Origin of the sequence: Enterobacter sp. JBIWA008, assembly GCF_019968765.1 — a bacterium.
Lineage (GTDB): Bacteria > Pseudomonadota > Gammaproteobacteria > Enterobacterales > Enterobacteriaceae > Enterobacter.
This window is the reverse complement of sequence record NZ_CP074149.1, coordinates 1,396,186-1,411,549: the sequence shown is the minus strand read 5'-3', so window position 1 is coordinate 1,411,549 and position 15,364 is coordinate 1,396,186. Positions and strand designations below refer to the sequence as shown.

Genomic DNA, 15,364 nt, shown 5'->3' with positions numbered 1-15,364 from the left:
CCTGTTTGTGCGTTTTTACGGTAAGGCGTCTTCAGTGACGTAGTTGCCCTTTTTTACCGCCTGGCGTCGCCAGAGCAGCAGAATAAAGGTCGAGATAGCAGTACCCACCAGCGCCGCGCCAAACCAGCCCGCCGCCGCAACCACACCGTTCAACCCGGCATCGTGAAGTAAAAAGAGAGAGAAAATACCGGCCCCTGGCGTAGACAAGCCGATCCCCATCGCGCCAACAATCGCGCCTGTTGCCATGGAGCCGAGTACAAATGAGCCAATTACGCGAAGCGGATCTTCAATCGCCATCGGAATCGCCCCTTCGGTAATGCCCGCGAGGCCAAGCAGCCAGGTGGATTTACCGGTTTCAATTTCAAACCGTTTAAACAGCTTTGGTGCCAGCAACGTTGACGCCGTGACGGTGAAGGCTGACACCATTTTGACGGAGGCAAAGATGGCATAGGGACCGTATACGCCGTTCGCCATCGCCCCCAGGCAGAACGCGTAAGAGGCTTTGTTGACCGGGCCACCCAAATCGAATGAGCACATAAACCCGAGGATCGCCCCCAGAAGCAGCGCATTCGCACCGGACAGATCATTAAGCCAGGCGGTGAGCGTAGTATTAAGCCAGGCCACCGGTTCGCCGATCACAAACAGCATCAGGCTGCCTGCCCCCAGTACGCCAATCACCGGATAAAGATAAAAAGTCAGAAAGCCGTTGTAGCGGCTACTGAGCCGGATGTGGTTTTTCACCCAGCGCATCAGATAGCCCGCGATCAGCCCGCCGACGATAGCGCCAAGAAAACCAGAGCCAATCATATTGGCCGCAAGACCGGCCGCAAAGCCCGGGGTCAGCGCGGGTTTATCCGCCAGCGAGTAAGCGGTATAGGCAGCCAGAACTGGGATCATCAAAATGCCGAGCATGCCGCCGCCAAGCTTGCGGTACATCCACAGCCATGAGTTTTCCTGGTCGAAAAGGTGCTGCAGGCCAAGGATTTGCGCCAGTAGTACCGACACGGCCAGCACCGTCCCGCCGGCGACGATCAGCGGCACCGCAAAGGAGATACCGCTAAGGAGCGCCTGCTTGAGCTCAGTTTTAACGCTCTTTTTCATTCCCGTATCGCCATGCGCATGACGAGCATCGGTAGAAGGCTGAAGCGCCAGCGCGCGCTCGATGAGCGCTTCAGCATGGCGCAGGGGTTCCGCGACGGGCACGGAGATGGCTGGGATCCCCTGAAAACGCTCGTTCTCTTTGATCGCCACTTCTGCAGCAAAGATGCACGCTTTGGCCTCCTGCAACTGCTGCGCGGTGATGCGCCCCTCAATGCCATTCGCCCCCTGCTTTTCGACCACCACGTTGACGCCCAGCTTACGTCCCGCTTTTTCCAGGTACTCAGCCGCCATATAGGTATGGGCAATCCCAGCCGGACAGGCGGTGACGCAGATGACGGTTGGTGCATTCACCAATGTGGCAACCTCGTCCTCCTGCGAGACACCGTTCAGCGCGTCAAGCAGATCCTCCGCCGTCGCAGCAGCCATCACGCGTTCCCGGAGTGCATCATCTGCCAGGCGAGACGTCAGCGCCGTCAGCACCTGGATATGTGTGGATCCCGCTTCAGCAGGCGGGATGGCAAGCAGGACGATCAGCACAACGCTTTCAGGGCCGTCCACCCCCTCCCACTCCAGCGGTTCGCTCAGCGTAGCAACCGCAAAAGCCGCTTCGTTCACCACGCTCGATTTACCATGCGGGACAGCCAGCCCTTCTCCCAGTGCGGTTGGCCCCTGCGATTCGCGACGGTAGACCTCCGCCAGAAATGCATCACCATCGGTAATTTTGCCCAGCGCCACCAGTCGCATCGTAAGCTGGCGAATTGCCTCATCACGGCTGGCATAGTGCGCCTGCACGCAGACAGCACTGGAGTGGGTCAGAGTCGTCAGGTTCATAAGATCCTCACACGTAAGTTGTTATTGTCTGGCGGCAATTGTGGCAGGCTACACAATACATTTATGTGATCACTTTCACTAACAACGCAAATTTGTATTTAAATTGTATTATTTACAAATTTTATGCTGAAGGCATAATTCAGTGAAAATGTATTAGAAAGGCAGATTCTATGGGTAACAAACCGATGTACCGGCAGATAGCCGATGCGCTTCGCGAGAAAATCAATGCGGGTGAGTTAAAACCCGGCGATGCGCTACCGACGGAATCCAGCCTTCAGGAGGCGTTCAACGTCAGCCGTGTAACGGTGAGACAGGCGCTGAAGCTACTTACGGAAGAGCAGATCGTCGAGAGCATTCAGGGCAGCGGCACCTACGTAAAAGAAGAGCGCGTTAACTACGACATTTACCAGCTCACTGGTTTTTACGAAAAGCTGGCGGACCGAAACGTCGAAACGCACAGCGACGTCAGCGTCTTCGAAGTGGTGAAAGCCGATGAGAGGCTCGCAGCAAGGCTGGCGATCAACCCGGACGATAAAGTCTGGCACGTCAAACGAGTCCGCTTTATCAAACAAAAACCGGTGAATCTGGAAGAAACGTGGATGCCGCTGGCGATGTTCCCCGATCTCACCTGGGAAGTGATGGAGAATTCGAAATACCACTACGTTGAGCAGATCAAAAAGCTGGTTATCGATCGCAGCGAGCAGGAGCTGGTGCCGATCATGCCGTCAGAGGAGGCGATCGCCGCTTTGGGGCTCGATCCAGCAAAGCCGATCCTGGAAAAAGTCTCCCGCGGGTTTCTGAAGGACGGACGGGTATTTGAATACAGCCGCAACGTGTTCAATACCGATGATTACAAGTTCACTCTCGTCGCCAAACGCAGGCAATAAAAAAGGCCGCTTTACAGCGGCCAACCATGTCGAAACGGACATTTTTATACTGCAACGCCCCCCTTCCGGGGAGCAGAGAGGACTTACTTAATGATGGATTTCAGTGCTTCGCCGATATCCGCCAGGCTGCGAACGGTCTTCACGCCTGCGGCTTCCAGCGCTGCGAATTTCTCATCAGCCGTACCTTTACCACCGGCGATGATCGCGCCTGCGTGACCCATACGCTTGCCTTTCGGCGCGGTCACACCCGCGATATAACCCACAACCGGCTTGGTCACGTGTTCTTTGATGTAAGCAGCCGCTTCTTCTTCCGCGCTACCACCGATCTCACCGATCATCACGATCGCTTCAGTCTGTGGATCTTCCTGGAACATCTTCAGGATGTCGATGAAGTTAGAGCCCGGGATCGGGTCACCGCCGATGCCCACACAGGTGGACTGGCCGAAACCGTAGTCGGTGGTCTGCTTAACGGCTTCATAAGTCAGGGTACCGGAACGGGACACGATGCCCACTTTACCCGGCTTGTGAATGTGGCCCGGCATAATGCCGATTTTGCATTCGCCCGGGGTGATAACGCCTGGGCAGTTCGGGCCGATCATGCGCACGCCTGCTTCATCCAGCTTCACCTTCACGGTCAGCATATCCAGGGTCGGGATGCCTTCGGTGATGGTGATGATCAGCTTGATGCCTGCGTCGATCGCTTCCAGAATAGAGTCTTTGCAGAACGGAGCCGGAACGTAGATCACGGTCGCGGTGGCGCCCGTCGCTTCTACGGCTTCACGCACGGTGTTGAACACCGGCAGGCCCAGGTGGGTGGTGCCGCCTTTGCCTGGTGTAACGCCGCCAACCATCTGCGTGCCATAGGCAATCGCCTGTTCGGAGTGGAAAGTCCCCTGGCTACCGGTGAAGCCCTGGCAGATAACCTTGGTATCTTTATTAATTAAAACTGACATTATTTCCCCTCCACTGCGGCAACAACCTGCTGAGCTGCATCCGTCAGACTTTTCGCTGCAATAATATTCAGGCCGCTGTCAGCCAGTTTTTTCGCGCCGAGTTCAGCGTTGTTACCTTCCAGACGGACAACCACCGGAACGTTCACGCCCACTTCTTCTACCGCACCGATGATACCGTCGGCGATCAGGTCGCAACGAACGATGCCGCCGAAGATGTTAACCAGAACGGCCTTCACGTTGTCGTCAGAGAGAATGATTTTGAACGCTTCGGTTACGCGCTCTTTGGTTGCGCCACCGCCTACGTCGAGGAAGTTTGCTGGCTCACCGCCGTGCAGCTTAACGATGTCCATGGTGCCCATTGCCAGGCCCGCACCGTTAACCATGCAGCCGATGTTGCCGTCCAGCGCCACGTAGTTCAGCTCCCACTGTGCAGCCTGTGCTTCACGCGGATCTTCCTGAGACTGGTCGCGCATTTCGCGCAGATCCGGCTGGCGGAACAGCGCGTTGCCGTCAGCGCCCAGCTTGCCGTCGAGGCAGATCAGGTCGCCCTGAGTGGTGATCACCAGCGGGTTGATCTCGATCAGCGCCAGGTCGCGCTCCAGGAAGATAGTGGCCAGACCCATGAAGATCTTGGTGAACTGCTGAACCAGCTTGCCTTCCAGGCCCAGCTTGAACGCCAGCTCGCGACCCTGGTATGGCATTGGGCCTGCCAGCGGATCGATAGCCACTTTGTGGATCAGGTGCGGGGTTTCTTCCGCCACTTTTTCGATTTCCACGCCGCCTTCGGTAGACGCCATGAACACCACGCGACGGGAGCTACGGTCAACAACCGCGCCCAGGTACAGCTCTTTCGCGATGTCGGTCGCCGCTTCAACCAGGATCTGGTTAACCGGCTGGCCGTTCGCATCTGTCTGGTACGTTACCAGACGCTTGCCGAGCCAATGTTCAGCAAACGCACGAATCTCTTCTTTGCTCTTAACAACCTTCACACCGCCCGCTTTACCACGGCCACCAGCGTGAACCTGACACTTAACTACCCAAGGGCCGGAACCGATTTTAGATGCGGCTTCTTCTGCTTCACGCGGGGTAGTACAGGCATAACCCACCGGAGCCGGTAAGCCATACCGGGCAAACAGCTGTTTGGCCTGATATTCATGTAAGTTCATGTGTTCTATCCATCCTTCAGGTAATCGTTAGGTCGTGCTTTTATTGGCCCGGCAGCCATACGCCGCCGGGCAAGACTACAAAACTAGACGTCCAGCAGCAGGCGCGTTGGATCTTCCAGCAGCTCTTTAATCGCTACCAGGAAGCCCACGGACTCGCGACCGTCGATCAGGCGGTGATCGTAAGAGAGCGCCAGGTACATCATTGGCAGGATCTCAACTTTACCGTCTACCGCCATAGGGCGATCTTTAATGGCATGCATACCCAGGATCGCGCTCTGCGGCGGGTTAATGATCGGGGTAGACATCAGCGAGCCGAACACGCCGCCGTTGGTAATGGTGAAGTTACCGCCGGTCAGGTCGTCTACGGTCAGCTTGCCGTCGCGGCCTTTAACAGCCAGCTCTTTAATGTTTTTCTCGATGTCAGCCATACCCAGGGTATCCACATCGCGCAGAACCGGCGTTACCAGGCCGCGTGGGGTAGAAACCGCCATGCTGACGTCGAAATAGTTGTGGTAAACCACGTCATCGCCATCGATAGACGCGTTCACTTCCGGGTAGCGTTTCAGCGCTTCAACTACCGCCTTCACGTAGAAGGACATAAAGCCGAGACGGATACCGTGACGTTTTTCAAACGCGTCACCGTACTGCTTACGCAGGTCCATGATTGGCTTCATGTTCACTTCGTTGAAGGTGGTCAGCATCGCGGTGGAGTTTTTCGCTTCCAGCAGACGCTCGGCCACGCGCTTGCGCAGGCGAGTCATTGGCACGCGTTTTTCGCTGCGGGCCCCCAGAGCAGGCTGTGCTGCTGGTGATGCCGCAGGGGCTTTCGCTTCTGCCTGAGCAGGCGCTTTCGCCAGGTGTTTGTCGATGTCTTCACGGGTCAGACGACCGCCCACACCGGTGCCTTTGATAGCTGCCGGGTCAAGGCTGTGTTCAGCCAGCAGGCGACGGATCGCCGGGCTGAGGGCGTCGTTAGACAGTTCTTCCAGAGACGCCTGCTGGCGCTGAGCCGGCGTAGAAGCTTTCTCTTCAGATTTTGCGCTGGACTCTTTGCCCGCGCTGTTGCCTTCACGCAGGCGACCCAGGATCTGACGAGAGGTGACGGTGGTGCCTTCATCTTCCAGCACCGCGTCCAGAACGCCATCCGCCGAAGCCGGTACTTCCAGTACCACTTTGTCAGTTTCGATTTCTACCAGCACTTCATCGCGCTTAACGGCATCGCCTGGTTTTTTGTGCCAGGTAGCGACGGTCGCATCTGCTACAGATTCAGGCAGGTCGGGAACAAGAATATCTACGCTACTCATTTTGTATCCTTTAATTAATCGACGTTCAGCGCGTCATTGACCAGATCTTGTTGCTGCTTCTGGTGAACGGACATATACCCTACCGCCGGAGAGGCGGAGGCCGGGCGACCTGCATAACGCAGGGCTGACCCAAATGGAATCACTTCACGGAAATGATGCTGGCTGCAGTACCATGCGCCCTGGTTGAGCGGCTCTTCCTGGCACCAGACAAAATCATGTACGTGAGCATATTGTTTCAGCACTTCCTGCATCGCCTGATGCGGGAACGGATAAAGCTGTTCGATACGCACGATGGCGACATCTTTCTGATCGTTCTTGCGGCGCTGTTCCAGCAGGTCGTAATAAACCTTACCAGAACACATCACCACGCGCTTCACGCCCTGCGGATCCAGCTCGTCAATTTCACCGATGGCTGGCAGGAAGGTTCCGTTCGCCAGTTCTTCCAGGCTCGACACCGCCAGCGGGTGACGCAGCAGGGATTTCGGCGACATCACCACCAGCGGACGGCGCATACCGCGCAGCGCCTGACGACGCAGCATGTGGTAGACCTGAGCCGGGGTGGACGGTACGCAGACCTGCATGTTCTGCTCGGCGCAGAGCTGCAGATAACGCTCCAGACGCGCGGAGGAGTGCTCCGGACCCTGGCCTTCATAACCGTGCGGCAGCAGCATCACAAGGCCGCACATACGGCCCCACTTCTGCTCGCCGGAGGAGATGAACTGGTCGATAACCACCTGCGCGCCGTTGGCGAAGTCACCGAACTGCGCTTCCCAGATGGTCAGGGTGCGTGGTTCAGCGGTGGCGTAACCGTATTCGAAGGCCAGAACCGCTTCTTCAGACAGCACGGAGTCCCAGACCTTGAACTGGCCCTGACCGTTGTGCACGTGCTGCAGCGGGGTGTAGGTTGAACCGTTGGACTGGTTGTGAACAACCGCGTGACGGTGGAAGAAGGTCCCACGGCCCGCGTCTTCACCGGACAGACGAACAGGAATGCCTTCGTCAACCAGCGTTGCGTAAGCCAGCGTTTCCGCGCCGCCCCAGTCGAACAGCTTCTCGCCTGCCGCCATGGACTGACGGTCAGCGTAAATTTTCGCCACGCGAGACTGCATCTCGATAGCGTCCGGTACGGTGCTGATGCGTTTAGCCAGCTCCTGCAGGCGCTTCATCTCAACCTTGTTCGGGTAGCTCTCATCCCACTCGTGGTTGAGGTACGGCGACCAGGTAAAGGAGTGCATGTTCATCGGGCGCAGCTCTTTGACCACGCATTCACCCGCATCCAGCGCGTCGCGGTAGAGGTTGACCATTTCGGTCGCATCTTCCAGCGTCGTCACTTTGTCGCTCTCCAGCTTGTCAGCATAGATTTTGCGCGGGGTCGGGTGTTTTTTGATTTTCTGATACATCAACGGCTGGGTTGCACTTGGCTCATCCGCTTCGTTGTGGCCGTGACGGCGGTAGCAGAAGAGGTCAATGAACACATCGCGTTTAAAGGTATTACGGAAATCCAGCGCCAGGCGGGTAACGAAAGCAACGGCTTCCGGGTCATCCGCGTTAACGTGGAAGATTGGTGCCTGTACCATCTTACCGATGTCGGTGCAGTACGGGGTAGAACGCGCATCGAGCGGGTTAGAGGTGGTGAAGCCCACCTGGTTGTTGATCACGATGCGAACGGTACCGCCCACTTCATAACCACGCGCTTTCGACATGTTCAGGGTTTCCTGAACCACGCCCTGCCCTGTTACCGCCGCATCACCATGGATGGTAATTGGCAGTACTTTATTGCTGCTCGGCTCGTCCAGACGATCCAGACGCGCACGCACGGAACCGATAACCACCGGGCTGACGATTTCCAGGTGTGACGGGTTAAACGCCAGCGCCAGGTGAACCAGACCGCCTTCGGTTTCGATATCCGACGAGAAGCCCATGTGGTACTTCACGTCGCCGGTGCCGAGGTGTTCTTTATGTTTGCCCGCGAACTCGTCAAACAGGTCCTGCGGTTTTTTACCCAGCACGTTGACCAGCACGTTCAGACGACCACGGTGCGCCATGCCCAGCACAACTTCACGGGTGCCGCTTTTGCCTGCGTGACGAATCAGCTCTTTCAGCATCGGCACCAGCGCATCGCCGCCTTCCAGCGAGAAGCGTTTTGCGCCCGGGAATTTCGCGCCCAGATAGCGCTCAAGCCCTTCCGCTGCGGTCAGTTCGTTCAGGAAGCGTTTTTTCTCGTCTGCCGAGAAGGTCGCGTGGCCCGCTACGGATTCGATACGCTGTTGGATCCAGCGTTTCTCCTCGGTAGAGGTAATGTGCATGTATTCCGCGCCGATGGAGCCGCAGTAGGTTTGCTTGAGCGCGTCAATCAGATCGCCCAGCTTCATCGTGTCTTTGCCGATGGCAAAGGAACCTACGTTAAAGCTTTCCTGGAAATCGGCCTCGGTCAGATCGTGATACGCCGGATCGAGATCGGCCACACGGTCTTGTTTCCACAGTCCCAGCGGATCGAGATTCGCATGCTGGTGACCGCGGAAGCGATAAGCGTTGATAAGCTGCAGGACTTTAACCTGCTTCGCATTGGTGTCAGGGTCGGAAATCGCAGAAGAGTAACGTGAGGCATCCTTCGCCAGACGACGGAAATAATCACGTGTTTTGGAATGGAATTGATCCGGTTTGACCCCTGTGCCAGGCAACTGCTGGAACATGGAACGCCAGTTTGCGTCCACTGAGTCAGGATCGGTTAAGAAGTCTTCATAGAGCTGTTCAATCCAGCTCTGGTTCGCACCAGAAAGGAAAGAAGAGTCCAGCCAGGCTTTCATTGCGCCGTTCTGCATCGTGATCCCTTAAGCATTTTTATGCTTACTTTCGCCGTAGAAACTACCACGCACACCACGTGTACGTGCCGGGGTTCACCTGCGAGCTCTTTTACTTTGGCCCGCGAAGGAACCTTTAGAAACTGTCTGGACTTCAGGGTAGTACAGGGCAGTTTTTAAAGGTTTCTGCAATCTGTTCCCTCTCCCTGTGGGAGAGGGTTAGGGTGAGGGGAACAATGCTCCCCTCTCACTACTTACGCACTGCGCTGCAGCAGCATCGACTTAATATGGCCGATGGCGCGCGTCGGGTTCAGCCCCTTCGGACACACACTGACGCAGTTCATGATGCTATGGCAGCGGAATACGCTGAAAGCGTCACTCAGCCCTTCCAGACGGCTGTCGGTTTCGGTGTCGCGGCTATCGATCAGGAAACGATAGGCAGCCAGCAGACCGGCCGGGCCGATAAACTTGTCCGGGTTCCACCAGAACGACGGGCAGGACGTTGAACAACATGCGCAGAGAATACACTCGTACAATCCGTCGAGTTTTTCACGCTGCTCAGGAGACTGTAAGTGCTCGCGAGCGGGTGGATTTTGCCCATTATTCAATAAGTAAGGCTTAATCTTCTCATATTGTGCATAGAATTGCCCCATGTCTACCACCAAATCACGCACGACCGGCAGGCCTGGCAGAGGACGGATAACAATTTTCTGACCAGGACGCTGCAGCGCTGAAATTGGCGTGATGCAGGCCAGGCCATTTTTGCCGTTCATGTTCACACCGTCAGAGCCACAAACCCCTTCACGGCAGGAGCGGCGGAACGACAGCGTAGGATCTTTTTCTTTCAGCTGGATTAAGGCATCCAGCAGCATCATGTCGCGACCTTCTTCCGCTTCCAGGGTGTAGTCCTGCATACGCGGAGCGTCATCAACATCCGGGTTATAACGATAAACTGAGAATTCGAGTTTCATTATCCTGTCTCCGCATTAGTAAGTACGAATCTTCGGCGGGAACGCCGGACGCAGTTTCGGTTCCATATTGACGCTACGACGCGTCATGGATTCCGACTCTGGCAGATACAGGGAATGGCACAGCCAGTTTTCGTCATCACGATCCGGGAAGTCGAAGCGGCTATGCGCGCCACGGCTTTCGGTACGGAAGTTTGCCGACATCGCGGTCGCGAACGCGGTTTCCATCAGGTTATCCAGCTCCAGACACTCAACGCGCTGGGTGTTGAACTCGCTGGAAGTGTCGTCCAGACGGGCATTTTTCAGACGCTCGCGGATCGCTTTCAGCTGCTCAAGACCTTTGGCCATCGCGTCACCTTCGCGGAATACCGAGAAGTTGTGCTGCATGCATTCCTGCAGCGCTTTGCGAATTTCCACCGGATCTTCGCCGTTACGGTTGCCGTTCCAGCGGTTGAGGCGCTCAAGAGAGGCATCAATTTCGTCGTCGGTTGCGTCACGCAGCGCGCCCTGCTCGGCAATAGATTCCTGCAGATGCAGACCCACCGCTCGACCAAACACCACCAGGTCCAGCAGGGAGTTGCCGCCCAGACGGTTTGCACCGTGTACGGATACGCAGGCAATTTCGCCTACCGCAAACAGGCCAGGAATAACGACGTCTTCGCCCTGCTCGTTCACGGTCAGCGCCTGACCGGTCACTTTGGTCGGAATACCGCCCATCATGTAGTGGCAGGTTGGGATTACCGGAATTGGCTCTTTCACCGGGTCGACGTGTGCGAAGGTGCGGGACAGTTCCAGGATGCCCGGCAGACGGGATTCCAGTACTTCTTTACCCAGATGGTCGAGCTTCAGCTTCGCGTGTGGGCCCCATGGGCCGTCACAGCCGCGGCCTTCACGGATTTCGATCATGATGGAACGCGCCACCACGTCACGACCCGCCAGGTCTTTCGCATTCGGGGCATAACGCTCCATGAAGCGCTCGCCGTGTTTGTTCAGCAGATACCCACCTTCACCACGACAGCCTTCCGTCACCAGAACGCCCGCACCGGCGATACCGGTTGGGTGGAACTGCCACATTTCCATATCCTGCACCGGCACGCCCGCGCGGATAGCCATGCCGACACCGTCACCGGTGTTGATGTGGGCGTTGGTGGTGGACTGATAGATACGGCCTGCACCGCCGGTAGCCAGCACGGTAGCGCGCGCTTTAAAGTAAACCACTTCACCGGTTTCGATGCACAGCGCGGTACAGCCGACGATTGCGCCATCGGCGTTTTTCACCAGATCCAGCGCGTACCACTCGGAGAAGATGGTGGTGTGGTTTTTCAGGTTCTGCTGATACAGAGTGTGCAGCAGTGCGTGGCCGGTACGGTCAGCCGCCGCCGCGGTGCGTGCCGCCTGTTCGCCGCCGAAGTTTTTCGACTGGCCGCCAAACGGACGCTGATAGATGGTGCCATTTTCCAGGCGGGAGAACGGCAGCCCCATGTGGTCCAGCTCCAGAATCGCTTCCGGGCCGGTTTTACACATATATTCGATGGCATCCTGGTCGCCGATGTAGTCGGAACCTTTTACCGTGTCATACATGTGCCATTCCCAGTTGTCTTCATGGGAGTTACCCAGCGCAACGGTAATACCGCCCTGCGCAGACACAGTGTGGGAACGGGTCGGGAACACTTTAGAGAGCAGCGCACAGGTCTGGCCGCTCTGGGAAATTTGCAGTGCGGCACGCATACCCGCGCCACCGGCACCAATTACAACAGCATCAAATTCTCTGACTGGCAGTTTCATTACACACCCCACACCACAACGAATCCATAAATAACGTAAACCACCAGTGCAACAACAATGGCCAGCTGCAGTGGGAGGCGAATCGCCAGCGGTTTAACGTAATCGGTCAACACCTGCCACATGCCAATCCAGGCATGAATAAGGATGGAGAACAGGGCCAGCAGTGTGAACACTTTGGTGAAGGCGGATCCGAAGAACCCACTCCAGATTTCCCACGTCAGCGTGCCGCTGGTCGCGAAGAAACCGATCATATAGATGATGTAAAGAGTGAGAACGATGGCGGTAGCACGGACCAGAATGAAGTCATGTACGCCGTTGCGTCCTAATGCGGAGGCGTTGCTTACCATACGAGAACTCCTGCGAGAAGTGAAAGCACGACAGTAACCACAAATGAAATGTTAGCGGAGCGTTTCCCGGCTTCGAAAGTCTCTTCCAGGTAGCCAAAGTCCATCAGCATATGGCGAACACCCACAACGACGTGGTACGCCAGCGCGGTCAGAATGCCCCACATGATGAATTTCACGAAGAAGCTGTTCATGATGGCAGAGGCCTGGAGGAATCCTTCAGGGGAAGAGAGGCTGGTGCCCAGTAACCACAGTAAAATACCGACCGCCACAAACGTAATCACACCAGAAACACGGTGCAGAATGGACGCTATTGCTGTTACAGGGAACCGGATCGTTTTCAGATCCAGATTGACAGGTCTTTGTTTTTTCACATTTCTTATCATGAATAACGCCCACATGCTGTTCTTATTGTTTCCTTCCTCCGGACTGCGATGCGGGTCAAGCAGCGTTCCTTTTCTATAACTGCGCGTCATGCAAAACACTGCTTCCAGATGCTTAAACGACACGTTACAACGCTGGGTGGCTCGGGATTGCAGGGTGTTCCGGAGACCTGGCGGCAGTATAGGCCGTTCACAAAATCATTACAATTAACCTACATACAGTTTGTCGGGTTTTCTCTGGAACAGTGATCAGGGTCACGATAACAACATCTTTTTAATTTTTAATCATCTGATTTGACAAATGTTAAACAATATTGTTACAAACGTCATCAGAAAAGGCATATAATGCGCAAAAGTTATGAGGTCTCTCTTTCACCTGACAAATAGTTATGTAACAGTGTGATGGTATTGACCGAAGTTATCAGGACAGTTATTAGTGATATACAGGTTTGAATAATTCGGACTGCAAAAACGCTGATTTGCTGTTGTTTCACTGATATTTCATTCGTTTACCTGCAAGGCGCCATAGCTCTGTACCCTGGTTTGTCCTCGTGAGCTGAGCGGTAAGCCAAATAACAATCTGGTAACGGTGATTAACAGCTGAAAGCAAATCCGGTAAAGCGCAGTCTTAAGCATAAGGCGCTAAGGAGACCGTAAATGGCTGATACAAAGGCAACGCTCACCCTAAATGGTGACACTGCTATTGAACTGGATGTGCTAAAAGGCACGCTCGGTCAGGATGTTATTGATATCCGTACGCTGGGCTCTAAAGGTGTATTCACCTTTGACCCTGGATTTACCTCTACCGCATCTTGCGAATCCAAAATCACCTATATTGACGGTGACGAAGGTATCCTGCTCCATCGCGGCTTCCCCATCGATCAGTTAGCCACCGAATCCAACTATCTGGAAGTGTGCTACATCCTGCTGAACGGCGAAAAACCGACGCAGGCACAGTACGATGAATTCAAAACCACCGTGACCCGTCACACCATGATCCATGAGCAGATTACCCGTCTGTTCCATGCGTTCCGTCGTGACTCTCACCCGATGGCGGTGATGTGCGGGATTACCGGTGCGCTGGCGGCGTTCTACCACGACTCCCTTGACGTGAATAACCCGCGTCACCGTGATATCGCGGCGTTCCGCCTGCTGTCCAAAATGCCTACCATGGCGGCGATGTGTTACAAATACTCCATCGGCCAGCCGTTTGTGTATCCACGCAACGACCTCTCCTACGCCGGTAACTTCCTGCGCATGATGTTCTCCACGCCGTGCGAAGAGTACGAAGTGAACCCGGTGCTGGAACGCGCGATGGACCGTATTCTGATCCTGCACGCTGACCACGAACAGAACGCCTCTACTTCTACCGTCCGTACTGCGGGCTCTTCAGGCGCGAACCCGTTCGCCTGTATCGCTGCGGGCATCGCCTCCCTGTGGGGACCGGCGCACGGCGGCGCGAACGAAGCGGCGCTGAAGATGCTGGAAGAGATCAGCACCGTTGAACACATTCCTGAGTTCGTGCGTCGCGCGAAAGACAAGAATGACTCCTTCCGCCTGATGGGCTTCGGTCACCGTGTTTACAAAAACTACGACCCGCGCGCCACCGTGATGCGTGAAACCTGCCACGAAGTGCTGAAAGAGCTGGGTACCAAAGATGACCTGCTGGAAGTGGCGATGGAGCTGGAACACATCGCGCTGAACGACCCGTACTTCATCGAGAAGAAACTCTATCCGAACGTCGATTTCTACTCTGGCATTATTCTGAAAGCAATGGGCATTCCGTCTTCCATGTTCACCGTGATCTTCGCGATGGCCCGTACCGTAGGCTGGATTGCGCACTGGAACGAAATGCACAGCGAAGGCATGAAAATCGCCCGTCCTCGTCAGCTTTACACCGGGTACGAGCAGCGTGATTTTAAGTCCGATCTGAAGCGCTAAAAGACGTTGGGTGCGGCCTGATGCCCTCACCCCGGCCCTCTCCCACATGAGAGGGTGAAAACATTAAAAACGGTAACCCAAGGGTTACCGTTTTACTTTTATTTCTGGCAGTGCGGGCACCAGTAAAAGGGTCTGGAAGAAAGCATCATCCTGTCGATAATCCCGCCGCACCGTTCGCACTTTTTCCCCGCCCGATGAAACACCTTAAAGCGGAACAGCGCCCCGTGATGCTTGTTTTCATCTACGACGCCGCGCGTGTTGTACGACAGCCGCGGAATATCCAGCAGTGCGTGGGACAGCGCGTCCAGCCGTTCATCGCTCAGCTGCGAGGCCTTGTGCTGCGGTGCCAGCCCGGCTTCCCAGAGGATCTCTACCCGCAGGTAGTTACCCAGCCCGGCCAGAAAGGCCTGGTCGAGGAACAGGCCGGAAAACTGCCGGTTGCGGAATTTGGGTGATAACAGACGGGCCTTCACGTCGCTGGCCGTCAGGCGCATGTCCAGCACGTCTGGCCCGACTCGCTGCAGGAACGGATGCGTCAGCAGCTGCTCCGGCGTTAACATTTCGATATCCGACGCGCTATAAAGCAGGATCGCTTTATCCGCCGTTTGCAGCCTGACGCGCAGCACGCGGGTCGTTTGCGGCTGTTCACCCGCCTCCACCACGCGCCAGACTCCGTAAAGCTGGTTATGGCTATATAACGTCAGGTTATGGGAAAAATGCGTGAGCAGCGCTTTGCCGCGCGTTTCAATATGCGTTACCGACTGCCCCACCAGCTGTGATTCAAACGGTTTCAGTTGAGGAAAAGCAAACCAGACCTCAGTCAGGGGTTTGCCCTTTATCGCCGCCTCGAGGCTATCCGCCGCGCGGCGGATCTCCGGGCCTTCAGGCATTTTTCTGTCC

At 55.8% G+C, this 15,364-nt stretch carries 12 protein-coding genes; 2 read left to right on the top strand and 10 right to left on the bottom strand.

The genetic code is table 11. From position 1 onward, the window contains the following. Positions 1 to 15: 15 nt before the first annotated feature. Complete coding sequence (gene mngA, locus KGP24_RS06865) at positions 16 to 1,932, bottom strand: PTS 2-O-a-mannosyl-D-glycerate transporter subunit IIABC (RefSeq protein ID WP_223562790.1); 1,917 nt, start codon at positions 1,930 to 1,932, stop codon at positions 16 to 18. 170 nt (positions 1,933 to 2,102) lie between these two features. Between mngA and KGP24_RS06860 the strand changes: the two genes are divergently transcribed. Beyond that, a complete protein-coding gene (locus KGP24_RS06860; protein ID WP_223562789.1) occupies positions 2,103 to 2,819 on the top strand; it encodes a GntR family transcriptional regulator in 717 nt (238 codons plus the stop codon). 83 nt (positions 2,820 to 2,902) lie between these two features. Here KGP24_RS06860 and sucD read toward each other — a convergent pair whose 3' ends face one another. From sucD to sdhC, 8 genes are all read right to left on the bottom strand, one after another. Next, on the bottom strand, positions 2,903 to 3,772 hold the full coding sequence (sucD, locus tag KGP24_RS06855; RefSeq protein WP_014169173.1) for a succinate--CoA ligase subunit alpha: 870 nt from the start codon (positions 3,770 to 3,772) through the stop codon (positions 2,903 to 2,905). Beyond that, positions 3,772 to 4,938, bottom strand: coding sequence for an ADP-forming succinate--CoA ligase subunit beta (gene sucC, locus KGP24_RS06850; RefSeq protein ID WP_006809579.1), 1,167 nt, complete (start codon positions 4,936 to 4,938; stop codon positions 3,772 to 3,774). The genes sucD and sucC overlap by 1 nt, the downstream gene beginning before the upstream one ends. A gap of 83 nt (positions 4,939 to 5,021) precedes the next feature. Then, on the bottom strand, positions 5,022 to 6,242 hold the full coding sequence (gene odhB / locus KGP24_RS06845; protein WP_223562788.1) for a 2-oxoglutarate dehydrogenase complex dihydrolipoyllysine-residue succinyltransferase: 1,221 nt from the start codon (positions 6,240 to 6,242) through the stop codon (positions 5,022 to 5,024). 14 nt (positions 6,243 to 6,256) lie between these two features. Beyond that, positions 6,257 to 9,064 carry a 2-oxoglutarate dehydrogenase E1 component gene (sucA, locus tag KGP24_RS06840; protein ID WP_023334931.1) on the bottom strand — a complete coding sequence of 936 codons (2,808 nt, stop codon included), beginning with the start codon at positions 9,062 to 9,064 and terminating at the stop codon, positions 6,257 to 6,259. Positions 9,065 to 9,297: 233 nt separating this feature from the next. Then, positions 9,298 to 10,014: a succinate dehydrogenase iron-sulfur subunit SdhB gene (gene sdhB, locus KGP24_RS06835; RefSeq protein WP_008501090.1), complete on the bottom strand. Its 717-nt coding sequence runs from the start codon at positions 10,012 to 10,014 to the stop codon at positions 9,298 to 9,300. A gap of 15 nt (positions 10,015 to 10,029) precedes the next feature. Next, positions 10,030 to 11,796: a succinate dehydrogenase flavoprotein subunit gene (gene sdhA / locus KGP24_RS06830; RefSeq protein ID WP_023310789.1), complete on the bottom strand. Its 1,767-nt coding sequence runs from the start codon at positions 11,794 to 11,796 to the stop codon at positions 10,030 to 10,032. Next, the gene (gene sdhD / locus KGP24_RS06825) at positions 11,796 to 12,143 is read right to left on the bottom strand and encodes a succinate dehydrogenase membrane anchor subunit (protein ID WP_008501088.1); all 348 of its coding nucleotides are present in this window, start codon (positions 12,141 to 12,143) and stop codon (positions 11,796 to 11,798) included. Before sdhD ends, sdhA begins: the two co-directional genes overlap by 1 nt. Continuing rightward, entirely contained in the window at positions 12,137 to 12,541 is a 405-nt protein-coding gene (gene sdhC, locus KGP24_RS06820; protein WP_182274148.1) for a succinate dehydrogenase cytochrome b556 subunit, read from the bottom strand. Before sdhC ends, sdhD begins: the two co-directional genes overlap by 7 nt. 639 nt (positions 12,542 to 13,180) lie before the next feature. Here sdhC and KGP24_RS06815 point away from each other — a divergent pair. Next, positions 13,181 to 14,464 carry a citrate synthase gene (locus KGP24_RS06815; protein ID WP_023310788.1) on the top strand — a complete coding sequence of 428 codons (1,284 nt, stop codon included), beginning with the start codon at positions 13,181 to 13,183 and terminating at the stop codon, positions 14,462 to 14,464. A gap of 98 nt (positions 14,465 to 14,562) precedes the next feature. Here the strand turns inward: KGP24_RS06815 and nei are convergent, their stop codons facing one another. After that, positions 14,563 to 15,354, bottom strand: a complete 792-nt coding sequence (nei, locus tag KGP24_RS06810; RefSeq protein ID WP_223562787.1) for an endonuclease VIII — start codon at positions 15,352 to 15,354, stop codon at positions 14,563 to 14,565. Positions 15,355 to 15,364: the final 10 nt, after the last annotated feature.